20 protein-coding genes are annotated in these 19826 nt (G+C 70.0%); 18 read left to right on the top strand and 2 right to left on the bottom strand.

The features are described from left to right. Positions 1-40: 40 nt before the first annotated feature. From secY to map, 3 genes are read left to right on the top strand one after another with little or no spacing between them, the layout of a single operon-like run. The gene (gene secY / locus EDF21_RS10365) at positions 41-1363 is read left to right on the top strand and encodes a preprotein translocase subunit SecY (protein ID WP_043593336.1); all 1323 of its coding nucleotides are present in this window, start codon (positions 41-43) and stop codon (positions 1361-1363) included. Then, positions 1360-1980, top strand: a complete 621-nt coding sequence (locus EDF21_RS10360) for an adenylate kinase (protein ID WP_123571287.1) — start codon at positions 1360-1362, stop codon at positions 1978-1980. Before secY ends, EDF21_RS10360 begins: the two co-directional genes overlap by 4 nt. A 4-nt stretch (positions 1981-1984) precedes the next feature. Further along, complete coding sequence (gene map, locus EDF21_RS10355; protein ID WP_123571286.1) at positions 1985-2818, top strand: type I methionyl aminopeptidase; 834 nt, start codon at positions 1985-1987, stop codon at positions 2816-2818. A 49-nt stretch (positions 2819-2867) separates the two neighbouring features. Here the strand turns inward: map and EDF21_RS10350 are convergent, their stop codons facing one another. Continuing rightward, positions 2868-4145: an LCP family protein gene (locus EDF21_RS10350; protein ID WP_082460059.1), complete on the bottom strand. Its 1278-nt coding sequence runs from the start codon at positions 4143-4145 to the stop codon at positions 2868-2870. A 218-nt stretch (positions 4146-4363) separates the two neighbouring features. On the opposite strand from EDF21_RS10350, the gene infA reads away from it, so the two are divergent. From infA to glmM, 11 genes are all read left to right on the top strand, one after another. Next, positions 4364-4585, top strand: a complete 222-nt coding sequence (gene infA / locus EDF21_RS10345; RefSeq protein ID WP_043593329.1) for a translation initiation factor IF-1 — start codon at positions 4364-4366, stop codon at positions 4583-4585. Between the two features lie 68 nt (positions 4586-4653). Next, positions 4654-4770: a 50S ribosomal protein L36 gene (rpmJ, locus tag EDF21_RS10340; RefSeq protein WP_043593327.1), complete on the top strand. Its 117-nt coding sequence runs from the start codon at positions 4654-4656 to the stop codon at positions 4768-4770. 190 nt (positions 4771-4960) lie between these two features. Further along, positions 4961-5335 carry a 30S ribosomal protein S13 gene (rpsM, locus tag EDF21_RS10335; protein ID WP_043593325.1) on the top strand — a complete coding sequence of 125 codons (375 nt, stop codon included), beginning with the start codon at positions 4961-4963 and terminating at the stop codon, positions 5333-5335. 45 nt (positions 5336-5380) lie between these two features. Further along, positions 5381-5779: a 30S ribosomal protein S11 gene (gene rpsK / locus EDF21_RS10330; RefSeq protein WP_043593323.1), complete on the top strand. Its 399-nt coding sequence runs from the start codon at positions 5381-5383 to the stop codon at positions 5777-5779. A gap of 190 nt (positions 5780-5969) precedes the next feature. Continuing rightward, entirely contained in the window at positions 5970-6965 is a 996-nt protein-coding gene (locus EDF21_RS10325; protein ID WP_043593322.1) for a DNA-directed RNA polymerase subunit alpha, read from the top strand. Positions 6966-7013: 48 nt separating this feature from the next. After that, positions 7014-7580, top strand: coding sequence for a 50S ribosomal protein L17 (gene rplQ, locus EDF21_RS10320; RefSeq protein ID WP_043593320.1), 567 nt, complete (start codon positions 7014-7016; stop codon positions 7578-7580). 198 nt (positions 7581-7778) lie between these two features. Then, a complete protein-coding gene (locus EDF21_RS10315) occupies positions 7779-10538 on the top strand; it encodes an ExeM/NucH family extracellular endonuclease (protein WP_233568459.1) in 2760 nt (919 codons plus the stop codon). Between the two features lie 112 nt (positions 10539-10650). Continuing rightward, a complete protein-coding gene (locus EDF21_RS10310; protein WP_233568458.1) occupies positions 10651-11550 on the top strand; it encodes a tRNA pseudouridine(38-40) synthase TruA in 900 nt (299 codons plus the stop codon). Between the two features lie 195 nt (positions 11551-11745). Then, positions 11746-12192 (top strand): 50S ribosomal protein L13, encoded by a 447-nt coding sequence (gene rplM, locus EDF21_RS10305; protein ID WP_043593314.1) that lies wholly within the window; start codon positions 11746-11748, stop codon positions 12190-12192. A 32-nt stretch (positions 12193-12224) separates the two neighbouring features. After that, positions 12225-12710, top strand: a complete 486-nt coding sequence (rpsI, locus tag EDF21_RS10300; protein ID WP_082059799.1) for a 30S ribosomal protein S9 — start codon at positions 12225-12227, stop codon at positions 12708-12710. A gap of 27 nt (positions 12711-12737) precedes the next feature. Next, complete coding sequence (glmM, locus tag EDF21_RS10295) at positions 12738-14099, top strand: phosphoglucosamine mutase (protein WP_123571285.1); 1362 nt, start codon at positions 12738-12740, stop codon at positions 14097-14099. 109 nt (positions 14100-14208) lie between these two features. On the opposite strand, the gene coaA is transcribed toward glmM, so the two are convergent. Next, entirely contained in the window at positions 14209-15165 is a 957-nt protein-coding gene (gene coaA, locus EDF21_RS10290; RefSeq protein WP_123571284.1) for a type I pantothenate kinase, read from the bottom strand. Between the two features lie 83 nt (positions 15166-15248). Between coaA and glmS the strand changes: the two genes are divergently transcribed. From glmS to alr (EDF21_RS10270), 4 genes are read left to right on the top strand one after another with little or no spacing between them, the layout of a single operon-like run. After that, positions 15249-17102 carry a glutamine--fructose-6-phosphate transaminase (isomerizing) gene (gene glmS / locus EDF21_RS10285; protein ID WP_123571283.1) on the top strand — a complete coding sequence of 618 codons (1854 nt, stop codon included), beginning with the start codon at positions 15249-15251 and terminating at the stop codon, positions 17100-17102. Between the two features lie 41 nt (positions 17103-17143). Continuing rightward, positions 17144-17563: a holo-ACP synthase gene (locus EDF21_RS10280; RefSeq protein ID WP_056043525.1), complete on the top strand. Its 420-nt coding sequence runs from the start codon at positions 17144-17146 to the stop codon at positions 17561-17563. After that, positions 17560-18651, top strand: a complete 1092-nt coding sequence (alr, locus tag EDF21_RS10275; protein ID WP_123571282.1) for an alanine racemase — start codon at positions 17560-17562, stop codon at positions 18649-18651. Before EDF21_RS10280 ends, alr (EDF21_RS10275) begins: the two co-directional genes overlap by 4 nt. After that, positions 18648-19784: an alanine racemase gene (gene alr, locus EDF21_RS10270; RefSeq protein WP_056043518.1), complete on the top strand. Its 1137-nt coding sequence runs from the start codon at positions 18648-18650 to the stop codon at positions 19782-19784. The genes alr (EDF21_RS10275) and alr (EDF21_RS10270) overlap by 4 nt, the downstream gene beginning before the upstream one ends. The last annotated feature ends 42 nt before the right edge of the window (positions 19785-19826 follow it).

The following is a 19826-nucleotide window of genomic DNA, read 5'->3' as shown; positions in this document are numbered from 1 at the left end:
CCCCCATCAGTCGTCTATCCTTCATACCGGGAGGCCCCACGTGTTCAGAGCTGTCGCGCGCATCATGCGCACCCCCGACCTGCGTCGCAAGATCGGGTTCACGCTCGGCATCATCGCGCTCTTCCGGTTGGGGAGCTTCATCCCCGCGCCGTTCGTCGACTACCAGAACGTGCAGGCGTGTCTCGCGGGCAACCAGGGCACCTCGGGTCTCTACGAGCTCGTCAACCTGTTCAGCGGCGGCGCTCTGCTGCAGCTGTCCGTGTTCGCGTTGGGCATCATGCCCTACATCACCTCGTCGATCATCGTGCAGTTGCTGCGCGTGGTCATCCCTCACTTCGACACCCTCTACAAAGAGGGCCAGTCCGGGCAGGCGAAGCTCACGCAGTACACGCGGTACCTCACCATCGCTCTCGGTGTCCTCCAGTCGACGACGCTCATCACCGTGGCCCGCTCGGGTGCCCTGTTCGGTTCGTCCGGCATCGCGGAGTGCAGCCAGCTGATCACGAACGACGCCTGGTACGCCGTCATGCTCATGGTCGTCACGATGACCGCCGGTACCGGCCTCATCATGTGGATGGGCGAACTCATCACCGAGCGCGGCATCGGCAACGGCATGTCGCTGCTGATCTTCACCTCGATCGCCGCCCGCTTCCCGACGGCCCTCTGGAGCATCGCGCAGTCGCGCAGCTTCGAGATCTTCCTGCTCGTCATCGCGGTCGGACTGATCATCATGGCGCTCGTGGTCTTCGTCGAGCAGTCCCAACGGCGGATCCCCGTCCAGTACGCCAAACGCATGGTCGGTCGGCGCACGTACGGTGGCAACAACACGTACATCCCGATCAAGGTCAACATGGCCGGCGTCGTGCCGGTCATCTTCGCCTCGTCGCTGCTTTACCTCCCGGCCCTCGTCGCCCAGTTCAACCAACCCTCCGACGGAACGGCTCCGCCCGCCTGGGTCAGCTGGGTGCAGGCCAACCTCACCTCGGGCGACAACCCGCTCTACATGGTGCTGTACTTCGCCCTCATCGTCGGGTTCACCTACTTCTACGTCGCGATCACCTTCAACCCCGAAGAGGTCGCCGACAACATGAAGAAGTACGGCGGGTTCATCCCGGGCATCCGGGCCGGTCGCCCCACGGCCGAGTACCTCGACTACGTGCTGACGCGTGTGACGCTGCCCGGTGCCCTGTACCTCGGCATCATCGCGCTCATCCCGCTGATCGCGTTGGCCACGGTCGGTGCGAACCAGAACTTCCCCTTCGGAGGCGCCAGCATCCTGATCATCGTGGGCGTCGGCCTCGAGACGGTCAAGCAGATCGACTCGCAGCTGCAGCAGCGTCACTACGAGGGCCTGCTCCGATGAGCGCCGCTGAGACCCGACTCAGCCCGCGCCTCCTCATCGTCGGTCCCCCCGGGGCCGGCAAGGGCACCCAGGCGGTCGCGATCGCCGAGTCGTTGGGCATCCCCGCGATCTCGACCGGCGACATCTTCCGCGCCAACGTCAAGAACGAGACCGAGCTCGGTCTCAAGGTCAAGGCGATCCTCGACGCGGGCGACTACGTACCGGACAGCCTCACCAACGAGCTCATCTCCGACCGGCTGTCGCAGGCCGATGCGAGCGAGGGCTTCCTCCTCGACGGGTACCCACGCACGTTGCAGCAGGTCGAATTCCTCGACGAGCACCTCGCCGCGCAGGGGCAGTCGTTGACCACCGTCGTCCAGCTGGTCGCCGAGCGGGACGAGATCGTCGAGCGACTGCGCCGGCGTGCCGTCGACCAGGGTCGTTCCGACGACACCGAGGACGCCATCCGCCACCGCCAGGACGTCTACCTCCGCGAGACCGCACCCCTGATCGACACGTACCGAGATCGAGGCATCCTCGTCGAGGTCGACGGTCTGGGCAGCATCGACGAGGTCGCCGGGCGCATCGAGTCGGCCTTGACCGCTCGCGGCTTCACGTCCGTCGCCTCGGCCTCCTGACCTCGTGGCGTTCCGCCGCTCCGGCATCTACAAGACGGCCGACGAACTCAGACGTCTGGTCGCGCCGGGGCTGTTGACGGCCGCGTCGCTCGACGCCGTCCAGTCCGCCGTTCGTCCCGGCGTGTCCACGCTCGAACTCGACGCCGTCGCCGAAGCCGTCATCCGAGACGGTGGGGGAGAACCCAACTTCATGTTGGTGCCCGGCTACCGTCACACGGTGTGTGCGTCGGTCGGTGACGAGGTCGTGCACGGCATCCCCGGTTCGCGCGTACTGGCGGCGGGGGACCTCGTCTCCGTCGACAGCGGAGCGCAACTCGACGGCTGGAACGGCGACAGCGCACGGAGTTTCGTCCTGGACGATGCCGACCGCCCTGACGTGGTGGCCGAGCGTCGTCGGTTGAACGAGGTCACCGAGCAGTCCCTCTGGCACGGCATCGCCGCGCTGGCGTCAGCCTCGCACCTCAACGAGGTGGGGGGCGCCATCGAGGACTACATCGACGGGCAGGGCGACTTCGGCATCATCGAGGACTACACCGGCCACGGCATCGGTCGTTCGATGCACGAGGACCCGCCGGTGTTCAACTACCGCGTCCGCGGACGTGGCCCCGCCGTCCGGCCCGGCCTCGTGATCGCCATCGAGCCCATGGTCACGTCGGGCGGAATCGACACCGTGACCCACGACGACGGGTGGACCGTCAGCACGCGCGACGGCTCGATGGCCGCGCACTGGGAGCACTCGATCGCGGTGCACGACGGCGGCATCTGGGTGCTCACGGCACAGGACGGCGGCGCTGCGGGTCTGTCTCCGCTGGGAGTGACACCCGTCCCGATCGCCTGACCCGCGCCTCCTCGGCTCACGCCGACGACGCGAGGAGGCGCGGTGCGGCTCAGCGGGACGAGCCGACGCTGCAGGTGGCCTCGGCCGCCGACTGGCCCGTGATGGTCGAGGGCAGCGTGGTCGTCGGCGCCTCCGTCGCAGCCGGGGCGGCCGGCACGGAGGACTCCGACGTCGTGTCGGACGGCGTCGACGTCTCGCTCGGTGCGGCGGGGGGCGTGGTCGCGACCGGGGCCGTTCCGTCCGAGACGGAGCCACGTCCGGCGCTGTCGTCACCGAGGGTGAACTTCTGGTCGGCGTTCAGGGCGGCGTTCAGGGCCGCGGCGTCGGTCGTGGACTGCACCACCCTGTTCGGGTCCCGCGGATCGTCGACGACCGGGTACTGGACGAAGACGATCCCCGCGGGCTGGATGTCCTTGAGCGCGAGGGCCAGGCGCACGAGCGTGTCGGGGGAGTCGAGGGTGGACGACAACGTCATGTTGCTCAGGGCGGCCGAGGCGAGTTTGTAGAGCGTCGTCACGTCGCCGAGGGTGCCGCCCGAGATGATCTTGCGCATCATCGACGACAGGAAGACCTGCTGCGAGCTGATGCGCGCGATGTCGCTCCCGTCGCCGACGCCGTGTCGGGTCCGCAGGAAGGCGAGGGCCTCGGCACCCTGCAGGGTGTGGGTGCCCGCGGTCAGGTCGATGCCCGAGTCGGTGTCCCGGATCGTCCGCGTGACGCAGACGTCGACCCCACCGATGGCGTTCGACATCTCGATGACGCCGTCGAAGGTGATCTTGCCGGCGTAGGGGATCGCCAGTCCGGTCATGCCCTCGACCGTCTTGACGGTGCACGAGAGGCCACCGCGTCCGAGGGTCGTGTTGAACTGCACGTAGTCCTCGGCCGGGTACACCTGGCCGTCGTCGCCGACGCATTCGGGCACGTCGATCATCAGGTCGCGGGGGAAGCTCACGGCCGTCAGCTGGGTGTGGTCCGCCGAGAGGTGGGCCAGGATCGTCACGTCGTTGCGGATGCCGTCGACCTCGCCGGCGTCGACCTGGCTGCCGTCGTCGCGTTCGTCGCTGCCCACCAGCAGGATGTTGGCGCCGCCCTGGATGGCCGAGATGTCGACCCCGGCGACCTCGTCCTCGTTGCCGAGAGAGACCGTCTGCACGCCCGAGGTCGCGGAGCGGACCGCGATGGCCGCGACGGACACGCCGCTCACGAGCACGACGGCCATCGTCCCGGCGACGAGCCCCAGGAGCATGCGGACGGGGCCGCGGCGGCGGAGTCGGCCGTGACGAGCGACCCCCCGAGGGGAGGAGGGGGTGGTCGAGCGGTCAGGCATGGTGCTCCCGGCAGTCGTGACGCGTACCCGACGAGACGACGGCCGAGGTGGGCGGCAGAGGTCGGCGGGTGCTCCGGCGTGTCGGGTTGACCAGCCGGGTTGCTGAACTATACCGGCATCACCTAGGATCGACCTTTGGTGTTCCGTGTGCGTTTCTGCGCGCCTGGGCATCGCATCCCCGCACGACCAACACCCCTATTCTTAGCGACAGTGAGGCTATGGCCAAAAAAGACGGTGTCATCGAAATCGAAGGCGCAGTGATCGAAGCTCTGCCCAACGCGATGTTCCGCGTTGAGTTGACCAACGGACACAGGGTCCTCGCGCACATCTCCGGCAAGATGCGGCAGCACTACATCCGCATCCTGCCCGAAGACCGTGTGATCGTGGAGCTCAGCCCCTACGACCTGACCCGCGGCCGGATCGTCTACCGCTACAAGTAGGGCGTGCTGGAAAGGAACGGCCCCACGCACCCGTGGGGCACGAAGCCAGCGAGATCAAGGAATCAGCAATGAAGGTCAACCCCAGCGTCAAGCCCATCTGCGAGCACTGCAAGGTCATCCGCCGCAAGGGCAACGTCATGGTCATCTGCAAGAGCAACCCGCGCCACAAGCAGCGTCAGGGCTGACTCGTCCGTCGCTCCGGCGACGTGCCGATGCCGACCCGGCCGAGCCGGGTCACACAGCAACACCCTCCCAGCAGCACCAGAACTCGTCACGGAAGCCCGACAGGGTGGACGGAGGCGGGGGACACCCCGGGTCGGAGGCCCGGGCACCGGTGCTGTGACAGACCTCCACCATCTCTGAAAAGAGGCCATCATGGCACGTCTAGCAGGCGTTGACATCCCGCGCGACAAGCGCGTCGAAGTCGCACTGACCTACATCTACGGAGTCGGCCGCACCAGCGCGCTCAAGACTCTCGCCGAGACCGAGATCGACGGCAACATCCGCGTCAAGGACCTCACGGACGACCAGCTCGTCCTGCTCCGCGACTACATCGAGGGCAACTACAAGGTCGAGGGTGACCTCCGCCGCGAGGTGGCCGCCGACATCCGCCGCAAGGTCGAGATCGGTAGCTACGAGGGCATCCGCCACCGCCGCGGCCTCCCCGTCCGCGGCCAGCGCACCAAGACGAACGCTCGTACCCGCAAGGGCCCGAAGCGCACCGTCGCCGGCAAGAAGAAGGCTCGATAGGCCTCGGCTCCCGCCGTACGCCCCTCAAGGTTGTAGGAGAAAAAATTGGCAGCACCGAAGACGGCCGCGCGTAAGCCCCGCCGCAAAGAGAAGAAGAACGTCGCCGTGGGCCAGGCCCACATCAAGAGCACGTTCAACAACACGATCGTCTCGATCACCGACCCCTCGGGCGCCGTCCTGAGCTGGGCCTCGTCCGGCGCCGTCGGCTTCAAGGGCTCGCGCAAGTCGACCCCATTCGCCGCGCAGCTCGCCGCCGAGTCCGCCGCCCGCCAGGCGCAGGAGCACGGTGTCAAGAAGGTCGACGTCTTCGTCAAGGGCCCGGGTTCGGGTCGCGAGACGGCGATCCGCTCGCTCCAGGCCGCAGGCCTCGAGGTCGGTTCGATCAACGACGTCACCCCCCAGGCGCACAACGGCTGCCGCCCGCCGAAGCGTCGTCGCGTCTAACTGAGTTACCGCCCGCCGTGCCCGACGGGCCCCGTCACCGGGGTCCGTCGGGTACGGCGGGCTCCCCCGCGTCAGCACCGCCTCCCGCGTGTTCGCCCGAGGTGCCCACAACTCAACAGACCCGACGGGCCAGCCACCTGTCGTACCGCCAAGAGTCATATAGCGGACTCTTCGCCGAAAGGATTAAACAGTGCTCATTGCACAGCGCCCCACCCTCACCGAGGAGAACATCTCGGAGTTCCGCTCCCGCTTCGTGATCGAGCCCCTCGAGCCAGGCTTCGGTTACACCCTCGGCAACTCGCTGCGCCGCACGCTTCTCTCGTCGATCCCCGGCGCTGCTGTCACCAGCATCCGCATCGACGGTGTGCTGCACGAGTTCACGACCGTCCCCGGAGTGAAAGAGGACGTCACCGAGGTCATCCTCAACATCAAGCAGCTGGTCGTCGCCAGCGAGCACGACGAGCCCATCACGGCCTACCTGCGCAAGCAGGGTGCGGGTCAGGTCACGGCCGCCGACATCTCGGCTCCGGCCGGCGTCGAGATCCACAACCCCGAGCTCGTCATCGCCACGCTGAACGACAAGGCGAAGTTCGAGCTCGAGCTCACGATCGAGCGTGGCCGTGGTTACGTGTCGGCCGTGCAGAACCGCAGCGAGTTCAGCGAAGCCGGTCAGATCCCGATCGACTCGATCTACTCGCCCGTGCTCAAGGTCACCTACCGCGTCGAGGCGACGCGTGCCGGTGAGCGCACCGACTTCGACCGCCTGGTCGTCGACGTCGAGTCGAAGCCGTCGATCTCGCCCCGTGACGCCATCGCCTCGGCCGGTCGCACGCTGACCGAGCTGTTCGGCCTCGCCCGCGAGCTGAACACCGCCGCCGAGGGCATCGAGATCGGCCCCGCGCCGGTCGACGCCGTCCTGTCGAGCGAGCTGCAGACCCCGATCGAGGACCTCGACCTGTCGGTCCGCAGCTACAACTGCCTGAAGCGCGAGGGCATCAACACGGTGTCCGAGCTGGTCGCCCTGTCCGAGACCCAGTTGATGAACATCCGCAACTTCGGTCAGAAGTCGGTCGACGAGGTGAAGGACAAGCTCGTCGAGCTCGGCCTCTCGCTCAAGGACACGGTCCCCGGGTTCGACGGAGCCCACTTCTACAGCGGTTACGACGAAGAAGAGACCACCAACTAGGTCTCTCCGCCCGACGCCCTCCACTCTCGACTCACTTAGGAACAGACAATGCCCAAGCCCACCAAGGGACCCCGCCTCGGAGGCGGCCCGGCGCACGAGCGCCTCATGCTGGCCAACCTGGCCGCCTCGCTCTTCGAGCACAAGACGATCAAGACGACCGAGACCAAGGCCAAGCGCCTCCGTCCCGTCGCCGAGCGTCTCGTGACCTTCGCGAAGCGTGGCGACCTGCACTCGCGTCGTCGCGCCATGCAGACCCTGCGCAACAACAAAGAGGCCGCCCACATCCTCTTCACCGAGATCGCCCCGCTGGTCGAGAACCGTGACGGCGGCTACACCCGCATCACGAAGCTCGGCTTCCGCAAGGGTGACAACGCGTCGATGGTGTCGATCGAGCTCGTCCTCGAGCCCGTGAGCCCCAAGGTCAAGAACTCGAAGACCACCGCCGCGGCGGCTCCGGTCGCCGAGCCCGTCGCCGAGGAGCCCACCGAGGCTCCCGTCGACGAGACCGAGACCGTCGAGGAGTCGGCTCCCGTCGAGACCGAGACCGAGACGGCTGCCGCCGACGAGGTCGAGGCCGACGCCGCTGCGAAGTCGGACGACGAAGCAGCCAAGTAGACCCACCAGCACCACCCGGAGGGCCCGTCACCGCGAGGTGACGGGCCCTTCGTCGTGCAGGGAGCAGGAGGGGGTCCGCACAAGAGAGGACTGGCCCCCCGGGCGGGGGTCGTTTACCTTGGCGATTGTTCTGCGACACCTGTGGTGCACCTGTGCCGCCTACGGTGACCGGAGCCCGACCCGATCACGAAGGACGTCATGTCGCCACGCCCCCGCCCACTCAAGGCCCTCGCCCTCACGACGGGCATGGCCCTCGCGCTCGGGCTCGCCCCTCTCGCGACCGCCGCGCCCGCCCTCGCCGCGCCCGACGGTTCGTCGGTGGTCATCAACGAGGCCTACCTCAAGGGAGGCAGCGCCAACGCTCCCTTCAACCGCAAGTTCGTCGAGCTGTACAACCCCACGACGGCGTCGGTGTCGCTGGCCGGCTGGTCCCTGCAGTACCGCTCGGCGACGGGCGCCGGGCAGTTCTCCGCCGCCGAACTCGCCGGCACCATCGCGGCCGGTGGCTACTTCCTCGTGGCGATCCCGGGCAACGGCACCACGGGCGCCGACCTGCCCGCCCCCGACGCGAGTGCCTCGCTCAACCCGAGCGGCACCACGGGAACGGTCCTGTTGTCGAACGGCGCCGTTCCGTTGACGCTCGCACCCGGTTCGGTCCCCGCCGGGACGCCGGGCGTGGTCGACCTGCTCGGCTACGGCGCCTCGAACACCTTCGAGACGACCGTCGCTCCCGTGACGGGAACGAACCCGACGCCCAATTCGTTGGCCCGCACCGCTGGTGTCGACACCGACGTCAACGCGGCCGACTTCTCGACGCAGACCACCGTCACCCCGCAGAACTCCGGCGGCACGGGCACCGAGCCCGGTCCGGAGCCCGAGCCGCAGCCCGAGCCGACCCCCGAGGCCGACGTGACGGTCGCCCAGATCCAGGGTGCGACCGGCACGAGCCCTCTCGTCGGTCGCACGGTGACCACGCGGGGCGTCGTCACGGCCACCTACCCCACGGGCGGCCTCGACGGCTACGTCATCCAGACCCCGGGCACCGGAGGCGCACTCGACCTGGCGACGCACGTCGCGTCGGACGCGCTGTTCGTGTACTCCGCGAGCACCGCCTCCTCGGTCGCCGTCGGCGACTACGTCGAGATCGACGGGACCGTCACCGAGTTCTTCGGCCTGACGCAGATCACCGTCACCGGTGCGGCGTCGCTCCGGGCGCTCGACGCCTCGACCGTCGCGGCACCCCAGGCGGCGACCGTCGGCCTGCCCGCCACCGACGCCCAGCGCGAGACGCTCGAGAGCATGCTCGTGCTGCCTCAGGGCGAGTTCACCGTCGCGGACACCTACACGACGAACCAGTACGGCGAGGTCGAGCTCGCCTCGGGTGACCGGCCGCTGATCCAGCCCACCGAGGTCGCCCGACCGGGCTCCCCGGGCTACGCGGCGGTGGTCGCCGACAACGCGGCCCGTGCCGTGACCCTCGACGACGGTGCCACGACGAACTTCTTCACCGCGGCCAACCAGTCGATCCCGCTGCCCTACCTCTCGAACGAGAACCCCGTCACGGTGGGCGCCTCGGTCGCCTTCACGAAGCCGGTCGTGTTCGACTTCCGCAACTCGGCCTGGAAGTACCAGCCGACTGCCCGTCTCACCGGAGACACCGCCTACGGCGACCTGCCGGTCACGTTCGAGGACATCCGCACCGACGCCCCGCGCGAGGTGGGAGGCGACCTGAAGCTCGCCAGCTTCAACGTGCTCAACTACTTCACGACGACGGGCGACCAGCTGCGCGGCTGCACGTTCTACACGGACCGCGCGGGTGCGCCGGTGACGGTGAACAGCGGCTGCGACGCTCGTGGTGCCGCGAACGCCGAGAACCTCGCCCGCCAGCAGGTGAAGATCGTCACGGCGATCACCGCCCTGGGCGCCGACGTCGTGTCGCTCGAGGAGATCGAGAACTCGGCCCGCTTCGGCGAGGACCGCGACTCCGCACTCGCGACCCTGGTCGGGGCGCTCAACGCCGCGGCCGGCAGCGAGGTCTGGGACTACGCGCGCTCACCGGAGTCGGTGCCCGCCAACGAGGACGTCATCCGTCTGGCCTTCATCTACAAGAAGGCCGTCGCCGAGCCCGTCGGAGGGTCGACGATCCTGACCGGATCGGCCGCGTTCAGCAACGCCCGGCAGCCGCTCGCGCAGGCCTTCCGGCCCGTCGGCGGTGACGCCGGGTCGACCTTCGTCGCGATCGCGAACCACTTCAAGTCGAAGGGCAGTGGTTCGGGCCCGGACGCCGACCAGGGGGACGGTCAGGGCGGTTCGAACGGCTCGCGCGTCAACCAGGCGAACGCCCTGGTCGCCTTCGCCGCCGAGCGTGAGGCCGCTGCGGGGACCGACAAGGTGTTCCTGCTCGGCGACTTCAACGCCTACAGCCAGGAGGACCCGATCGAGGTGCTCCGCCAGGCCGGCTACGTCGACCTCGGCTCGACCGGGACCGACGAGTACAGCTACGTCTTCAGCGGTCTCAGCGGGTCCCTCGACCACGTGCTCGCCTCGCCCGCCGCGGCCGAGGCCGTCACGGGCGTGGACATCTGGAACATCAACTCGGGTGAGGGCATCGGCCTCGAGTACAGCCGCTTCAACTACAACGCCGAGCAGCTGTACCAGCCCGACCAGTTCCGCTCGAGCGACCACGACCCGGTCGTCGTCGGGGTGTCGCTGCTCGCCGCTCCCGTCGACCCCGCGCCGCCGGTGACCGACCCGGGCGCGACGCCCGGAGCCGGTCCGACCGTGCCGGGTGCCGGTCCCGGGGCGGTCACCCCGGGCACGACCGCACCGACCGCGGACGGCTCGCTCGCCTTCACGGGCTCCGCGCCCCTGGCCGGGTGGCTGGCGCTCGCCCTGGTGCTGATGGCGATGGGTGGCACGGTCCTCGTGGTCCGGCACCGCGCCTCCCGCATGGGCTAGGCGGAGGCGCCCGACGGCGGTCGTGACCCGGGTGACCGGGTCGCGGCCGCCGTCGTCGTCCGCCCACCCGACAGGCCGAGGAGGCGCGGTGTCGGCCCCGTAGGATCGTCGGGTGACGATCGACGCCCCGGCCCTGACGCGCCTCCGCCTCGGGGTGGCGTACGACGGCACCGGCTTCTCGGGCTGGAGCGAACAACCCGGCCGCCGCACGGTGCAGGGCGAGATCGAGGCCGCTCTGCAGACGCTCTTCCGTCGGCTGGGAGACGTGCCGACCGTGACCGTGGCGGGTCGCACCGACGCCGGCGTGCACGCGCGCGGGCAGGTGGTGCACCTCGACCTCACCGACGCCCAGATCGCCCAGCTGCAGAAGCCGCACCGCGGCATGCGCGACCAGTCCCCGCTCGACGCCCCGACCGTGCTGGCACGGCGGCTGAACGGGCTCGCGGGCGCGTCCGACGAGATCGTGATCTCGGGTGCCCGGGTCGCGCCTCCGGGTTTCCACGCCCGCTTCGGCGCCCTCTGGCGCCGGTACGAGTACCGCATCGCCGACCGGGGGGCCGAGCGCGACCCCACGAGGCGCAGCCACACCCTCTGGTACGACCAACGCCTCGACCTCGAGCTCATGAACGCGACGGCGTCCGGCCTGCTCGGCCTGCACGACTGGGCCGCGTACTGCCGACACCGCGACTACGCGACCACCATCCGCGAGCTGCAGGAGTTCTCGTGGAGGCGCGAGTCCGACGGCGTGCTCGTCGCCTCGGTGCAGGCGGACGCGTTCTGCCACAACCTCGTGCGCAACCTCGTGGGCGCCTGCGTGGCCGTCGGCGAGGGGGCGATGGAGGCGCATCGTGCGGTGGGCGTGCGGCGCGAGGCCCAGCGCAACGGCGAGTTCCGGGTCGTGCCCGCGCACGGTCTCACGATGGTCGAGGTCGGCTACCCGCCCGACGCCGAGATGGCCGCCCGGGTGGCCCTGACGCAGGTGAAGCGTTCGCACGACCAGCTGGGGGAGTGACTCCCCGGGGCGAGGCGGGCGATGGTTGACCGTCCGGCCCGTGTCGGGTAACGTGAACCCTTGGTGTCTGCGCAACTGCGCGCTTTCGCCCGAAGTTGAGCCCTCCACCTGACTCGTTCTCATCGCCTCTGCGGTGACAACGGCAACGGAGCGGGATTCACGAACCTCTCACCTCGACCAGAAAGCAGCACTACTGTGACGCGCACTTTCTCCCCCAAGCCGGCTGACGTTCAGCCGAACTGGCTGATCATCGACGCCAACGACGTCGTGCTCGGCCGCCTCGCGAGCCACGTGGCAGCCCTGCTGCGCGGCAAGCACAAGCCGACCTTCGCCCCCCACATGGACATGGGCGACTTCGTCATCGTCATCAACGCCGACAAGGTGGCCCTCACCGGCTCCAAGCTGGCCGAGAAGCTCTACTACCGTCACTCGGGTTACCCGGGCGGCATCACGGCCACCACGTACTCCGAGATGGTCGAGAAGCACCCCACCCGCGCGGTCGAGAAGGCCATCCGTGGCATGCTGCCGAAGAACTCGCTGGGCCGTGCCCAGATCAAGAAGCTGAAGGTGTACGCGGGTGCCGAGCACCCCCACGCTGCTCAGCAGCCCACGGTTTACACCCTCGACCAGGTCGCCCAGTAGCGTCCGCCTTCAGACTTAAGGACCCCCACACAGTGGCTCAGATCGCAGATTCCATCGACCAGGCTCCCGAGAGCTTCACCACCGAGAGCTCGGCCCCCGAGGCCGCCGCGACGCCCCGCCCCGTGCTGAGCGTCGGCGGTTCCGCCGTCGGTCGCCGCAAGGAGGCCATCGCTCGTGCGCGCCTCACGCCCGGCTCCGGCACGATCGTCGTGAACGGTCGCACCCTCGAGGACTACTTCCCCAACAAGCTGCACCAGCAGCTGATCAACGACCCGTTCAAGGTCCTCGACCTGCTCGGCTCGTACGACGTGGCCGTCAAGGTCACCGGTGGTGGCCCCTCGGGCCAGGCCGGTGCCCTCCGTCTCGCCATCGCCCGTGCGCTGAACGAGATCGACCGCGAGAACAACCGCGCCACGCTCAAGAAGGCCGGCTTCCTCACCCGTGACGCCCGCGTCATCGAGCGCAAGAAGGCCGGTCTCAAGAAGGCCCGCAAGGCCTCGCAGTTCTCGAAGCGCTAACCAGCACCACACAAGGCAGGTCTCGCGATGTCGCGTTTGTTCGGTACCGACGGTGTCAGAGGCCTCGCCAACCGTGAGCTGACCGCCGCGCTCGCCCTGGGGCTCTCCCAGGCGAGCGCGGTGGTGCTCACGAAGGGGCATCACGCCGATGCCCGTCGCGCCGAGGGGCGACGACCCGTCGCCGTCGTCGCGCGCGACCCCCGCATCTCCGGTGAGTTCCTCACCGCGGCCGTCTGTGCCGGGCTCGCCAGCTCGGGCGTCGACGTGCTCGACGCCGGAGTCATCCCGACCCCCGCCGCGGCCTTCCTGGTCGACGACATCGGCGCCGACTTCGGCGTGATGATCAGCGCCTCGCACAACGCCGCGCCCGACAACGGCATCAAGTTCTTCGCCTTCGGCGGCACCAAGCTCCCCGACGAGGTCGAAGACCGCATCGAGGCCGCCATGGCCGATCCGCAGTTGATGCCGATCGGTGGCGACGTGGGCCGCATCCGTCGGTTCGCCGACGCCGAGGACCGCTACGTGCTGCACCTGCTCGGCGCCCTGCCCAACCGACTCGACGGCATCCACGTCGTCCTCGACTGTGCCCACGGGGCCGCCTCGGCCGTCTCGCCCGAGGTGTTCACCGACGCCGGCGCGACGGTCACCCTGATCGGCGCCGATCCCGACGGCGTGAACATCAACGACGGCGTGGGGTCGACCCACCTCGACAACCTCGCGAGGGCCGTCCTCGAGCACGGGGCCGACGTCGGCATCGCGCACGACGGCGACGCCGACCGCTGCCTGGCCGTCGACGCCACCGGCGCCGTGGTCGACGGCGACCAGATCATGGCCATCATCGCCCTGGCGCAGAAAGAACGTGGCGCCCTCGTCGACGACACGCTCGTCGCGACGGTGATGAGCAACCTCGGCCTCATCCGTGCCATGGCCGAGCACGGCATCACGGTCCGCCAGACCAAGGTCGGCGACCGCTACGTGCTCGAGGACATGAACGAGCACGGCTTCACCCTCGGCGGCGAACAGTCCGGCCACATCGTCTTCGCCGACTACGCCACCACCGGTGACGGCATCCTCACCGGTCTCTCGCTCGTGGCCCGCATGGCCGCGACCGGCAAGAGCCTGGCCGAGCTCGCCTCGGTCATGACGGTCTTCCCGCAGATCATGATCAACGTGCGCGACGTCGACCGCTCGCGAGCCGCGTCCGACGAGGGCGTGGCCGAGGCCGTCCGCCGGTTCGAGGCCGAGCTCGGCGACACCGGCCGCGTGCTGCTCCGCCCCTCGGGCACCGAGCCCGTGGTGCGCGTGATGGTCGAGGCCGCCGACCAACCGACCGCCGACCGCGTCGCCCACTCGCTGGCCGACGTCGTGCGCGAGCGACTCGCCCTCTGACCTGGGCGGCGGACGGGGCACGACGTCCCGGTGACGTCACCCGCGCCTCCTGACCGGACGCGGTGCGAGACCGGCCGCGGCGCCTGAGCCGGCCCGGCGTCGCCGCGGGTCAGATCTTGCGCAGCAGGACCGAACTGACCTTGTGGTCGGCCGCCTTCCGCAGGACGAGCGTCGCCCGTGACCGGGTCGGCAGCACGTTCTCGATCAGGTTGGGCTCGTTGACCGACTTCCAGATGCCCGAGGCGAACGACCGCGCCTCGGGTTCGCTCATGTCGGCGAAACGGTGGAAGAACGAGCGCTCCTGGGTGAACGCGCCCTTCTGCAGCGCGAGGAACCGTTCGACGAACCAGTTCTCGATGTCGCCGGTGCGGGCGTCGACGTAGACCGTGAAGTCGAACAGGTCGCTCAGGGCGAGCCGGCCGGCGACGGCGGGCTGCAGCACGTTCAAACCCTCGACGATCAGGATGTCGGGCCGCCGCACGACGACCTCGGCGCTCGGCATGATGTCGTAGCTGGTGTGCGAGTAGAACGGCGCACGCACCTCTTCGGCGCCGCTCTTGACCTGCGAGACGAACCGCAGCAGGTGGCGGCGGTCGTACGACTCGGGGAACCCCTTGCGGCTCATGATGCCGCGGCGTTCGAGTTCGGCGTTCGGGTAGAGGAACCCGTCGGTGGTCACCAACTCGACGCGGGGGGTGTCGTCCCAGCGGCTGAGCAGCTCCCGCAGGAGGCGCGCGACGGTCGACTTGCCGACGGCCACCGACCCGGCGACGCCGATCACGAAGGGCGTGCGCTGGGCCCGTTCGCCGAGGAAGTCGCTCGTGGCCCGGTGCAGGTTGCGGGCGCCGGCGGCGTAGAGGTTGAGGAGGCGGCTGAGCGGGACGTAGACGTCCTGCACCTCGCGCATGTCGAGGCGGTCGCCGAGGCCGCGCAGCTGGACGATCTCGGTCTCGGTCAGCGGCAGGCGCGTCGTCGGGGCCAGGTCGGCCCAGGCATCGCGCCCGATCTCGACGAAGGGGCTCGCGTGCACGGCGGAGGGCGCGGTCGTCGGGTTGGCTTCGGCCATGCGCACGAGGCTACCGGTCCGGGGTCGACGCGAGTCGGCACGGCCCGCCGGGCTCTCGGACGGGAACCTCTAGGATCGACCCCATGTGTGGAATCGTGGGATACGTCGGAACGGGTGACAAGAGCATCGAGGTGCTGCTGGGCGGCCTCAAGCGACTCGAGTACCGCGGGTACGACTCGGCGGGAGTCGCCGTGATCGACGCCGCGGGCGACCTCGGCACCCGCAAGAAGGCCGGCAAGCTGCAGATGCTCGTCGACGACCTCGAGGCGACGCCGCTCACCGACGGCACGACCGGCATCGGCCACACCCGGTGGGCGACCCACGGTGGCCCGACCGACGCGAACGCGCACCCCCACCTCGCGGACGACGGCAAGCTCGCCCTCATCCACAACGGCATCATCGAGAACTTCTCCGAGCTCAAGGCCGAGCTGCTCGCCGAGGGCGTCGAGTTCCTCAGCGAGACCGACTCCGAGGTCGCCGCGCACCTGGTGGCCCGGGCCTACCGTTCCTCCGGTGACCTGACCGAGGCCCTGCGCACGGTCGTCAACACCCTCGACGGCGCCTTCACGCTGCTCGTCGTGCACGCCGACCAGCCGGGCGTCGTCGTCGGCGCCCGCCGCAACTCGCCCCTCGTCATCGGCCTGGGCGAGGGCGAGAACTTCCTCGGCAGCGACGTCGCGGCCTTCGTCGCCCACACCCGTCGGGCCATGTCGATCGGGCAGGACCAGCTCGTGACGATCCGTCCCGACTCGGTCGAGGTCGTCGACTTCTCCGGGGCGCCCGTCGAGACGACCGAGTTCGAGGTCGACTGGGACGCCTCGGCCGCCGAGAAGGGCGGCTGGTCCAGCTTCATGGCGAAAGAGATCAGCGAGGAGCCCGAGGCCGTCGCCAAGACGCTGCTCGGCCGCATCACCGCCGAGGGCGCCGTGACCCTGACCGAGCTCGACGGCGTGCGCGAGCGCCTCCTGACCGTCGACCGCGTCATCGTCATCGCCTGTGGCACCGCCGCCTACGCCGGCATCCTCGGCAAGTACGCCATCGAGCAGTGGGCCCGCATCCCCGTCGAGGTCGAGCTGGCGCACGAGTTCCGCTACCGCGACCCGGTCCTCGACGAGAAGACCCTCGTGGTGTCGATCAGCCAGTCGGGCGAGACGATGGACACCCTGATGGCCGTCAAGTACGCCCGAGAGCAGGGCGCCCAGGTGCTGTCGATCTGCAACACGCAGGGCTCGACGATCCCGCGCGAGTCCGACGCCGTGCTCTACACGCACGCGGGCCCCGAGGTCGCCGTCGCGTCGACCAAGGCGTTCGTCGCCCAGGGCACCGCGCTCTTCCTGCTGGGCCTGCACCTGGCGACCCTGCGCGGCACGCTCAGCGCCGAGGCCATCGCCGAGCAGGTCACCGACCTGCACGAGATCCCCGGCAAGATCGAGCAGGTGCTCGAGTCGTCCGAGCGCATCAAGACCCTCGCCGGCTGGATGGCCGACACCCGGTCGGTGCTGTTCCTCGGGCGTCACGTGGGCTACCCCATCGCCCTCGAGGGTGCGCTCAAGCTGAAAGAACTCGCCTACATCCACGCCGAGGGCTTCGCCGCCGGCGAGCTCAAGCACGGCCCGATCGCCCTGATCGAGCCCGGTCAGATCGTCTTCGTCGTCGTCCCCAGCCCGCGCGACCCGCGGTCGTTGCACCCCAAGGTCGTCTCGAACATCCAAGAGATCCGCGCGCGCGGCGCCCGCGTCATCGCGATCGCCGAAGAGGGCGACGCCGCGGTGCTGCCCTTCGCCGACGAGGTGCTGCACATCCCGCTGGCGGCCCCGCTCTTCGAGCCCCTGCTGTCGGTCGTGCCGCTGCACATCTTCGGCATGGAGCTCGCCGCCGCCAAGGGCCTCGACGTCGACCAGCCGCGCAACCTGGCCAAGTCGGTCACCGTCGAGTAGCGGGTCGTGCAGCCGGGGCAGGGCGTCAGGCGGGTGAGGACGTGATCGTGGGCATCGGCGTCGACGTCGTCGACCTCGGACGCTTCGACCGCTCGATCGAGCGCACGCCGGCGCTCGCCACGCGTCTGTTCCGAGCCGACGAGCTCGTCCTCCGGGACGGCAGCCCCCGCGGGCGCCCGTCGCTCGCGGCCCGCTTCGCCGCCAAGGAGGCGCTGATCAAGTCCCTGGGCGGCTCCACCGGGGTGCGCTGGCACGACGTCGTGGTCGTCTCCGACGACCAGGGAGCCCCGTCGCTCGTGCTCAGCGGGGGAGCGCGGTCGCTCGCCGACTCGCGAGGCGTCTCGCGCCTCCATCTGTCGCTCAGCCACGACGGCGGGGTGGCGGTCGCGTACGTCGTCGCCGAGGGCGACGGCCGGGCCCCCGTCGACCACGACGCACACCACGAAGGGGCGGACCGATGACCCACGACGTCACCATCACCGTCGACACGGCCGCGTTGCGCCACAACGTCGAGGTCCTCCGGGCCGCCGTCGCGCCGTCGGCCGTCATGGCCGTGGTCAAGGCGAACGCCTACGGCCACGGTGCCGTCGAGTGCGCCCGGGCCTTCGTCGAGGCCGGCGTCGACTGGCTCGGGGTGGCCGACCTGACCGAGGCCGTGGCCCTGCGTCGAGCCGGTGTCGAGGCGCCGGTGCTCGCGTGGCTGCACGCTCCCGACGAGGACTTCGTCGAGGCCGCGGCGCTCGGCATCACCCCCGCGGTGTCGAGCGTCGACCAGCTCGAGGCGGCCGTGGCGGCCGGCGTCCGCGCGGTCCACCTGGCGATCGACACGGGTCTGAGCCGCAACGGGGCCGTCGAGTCCGAGTGGCCCGAGCTGTTCGACCGCGCGGCCGACCACGACGCCGTCGTGCCGGTCGAGGGCCTCATGACCCACGTGTCGAACGCGTCGTCCGAGGACGACGGCCTGCAGACGGCCCGCTTCGCCCGGGCGTCCGCGATGCTCGACGAGCGGGGGGTGCGGCCGCCCCTGCTGCACGTGGCCGCCTCGGCGGCGGCGCTCGACTACGTGGGGACACGAGCCACGATGGTGCGCTTCGGCCTCGCGAGCTACGGGCTGAGCCCGTACGCCGACCGCACGTCCGCCGAGCTCGGCCTGCGCCCGGCCATGACCGTCACGGCGCCGGTGACCACCGTCAAGCGCATCCCGGCGGGCGAGGGCGTGTCGTACGGCTACCTCTTCCGTCCCGAGCGCGACACGTCGATCGCCATCGTGCCGGTCGGGTACGCGGACGGCATCGACCGGGCCGCGAGCGAGCGCGCCTCCGTCACGATCGGTCGGCGCACCTACCGCGTCCGGGGGCGCATCGCCATGAACGCCCTCGTGATCGACGTGGGTGACGACCCCGTCGAGATCGGCGACGAGGTCGTGCTCTTCGGCGACCCGGCGCTGGGTCGGCAGTCCGCCGCCGACTGGGCCGAGGCGATGGGCGGCATCACCTACGAGGTCGTCGCCTGCCTGGCCGCCGGCCTCACCCGGAGGCACACCGCATGAGCGCCGCGACGTCCCTGCGACGGGCCACGGTCGACCTGGCCGCGTACCGGGCGAACCTCGAGTCGTTGATCGCCCGTCTCGACCCGGTCGAGATCCTGGCGATCGTCAAGGCCGACGCCTACTCCCACGGCGCCCCCGTGCTCGTGCCCGAGGCCGTGGCGGCGGGCATCCGCTGGTTCGGCACGGTCGAACTCGCGCCGGCCCTCGAGATGCGACGGCTGGGCATCGGCGGCGACGCCTCGTTCTTCGCCTGGCAGCTCAGCCCGTCCGACGACCTCGAGGCGGCCGTCGACCTGCGGGTCGACCTGGGGGTGTCGACCTTCGACCAGCTCGACGCCGTCGCGGCGGTCGCACGGGCCCGCGGCGGTGTCGCCCTCGTCCACCTGACGATCGACACGGGCCTGCACCGCGAGGGGTGCCTGCCCTCGGACTGGCCGGCCTTCGTCGCCCGTGCCGTCGAGTTGCGCGACGAGGGGGTGGTCCGCCTGCGCGGCATCTTCTCGCACGTCAGCGAGACGAGCGAGGCCGACGACCAGGCCGCGGCCCGCGTGTTCGAGCAGGCCGTGGCCGAGGCCGAGGCGCTCGGGGCCACCGTCGAGAAGCGGCACATGTCGTCGAGCTCGGCCGCACTCGAACACCCCGAACGACGCTTCGACATGGTGCGCATGGGGTCGAACGGCCTGGGCATCCCCGTGACCGAGGGCGTCACCGCCGCCGACCGGGGACTGCGGCAGGTGCTCACGCTGAGCGCGTCCGTGGTCAAGGTCAAGCGCGTCGCCGCGGGCACCGGCGTCTCGTACGACTACACGTTCCGTGCTCCGTCCGACACGACGCTCGCGCTCGTGCCCCTGGGGTACGCCGACGGCGTCAGCCGGCGGGCACAGGGCACCGTGCACGTCGTCGTGAACGGCGCGCCCCGCCCGATCGTGGGCCGGGTCGCGATGGACCAGTTCCTGGTCGACATGGGCGACGACCCCGTCGCGGTCGGTGACGAGGTCGTGTTGTTCGGGCCGGGCGACCAGGGCGAGATGACCATCGGCGAGTGGGCCGACGCCACCGACACGATCCCCGAAGAGGTCGCCTGCCGCGTCGGAGCCCGGGTGCCCCGCGTCTACGTCGGCGGACGGCCGTGACCGTCCAGGGCGACCCCGTCGAGTTGACCGTCGCCGACGCCG

The organism is Frigoribacterium sp. PhB118, from assembly GCF_003751725.1.
GTDB lineage: Bacteria > Actinomycetota > Actinomycetes > Actinomycetales > Microbacteriaceae > Frigoribacterium.
The sequence above is the reverse complement of the archived record's forward strand: the minus strand, read 5'-3'. Positions and strand labels throughout refer to the sequence as shown.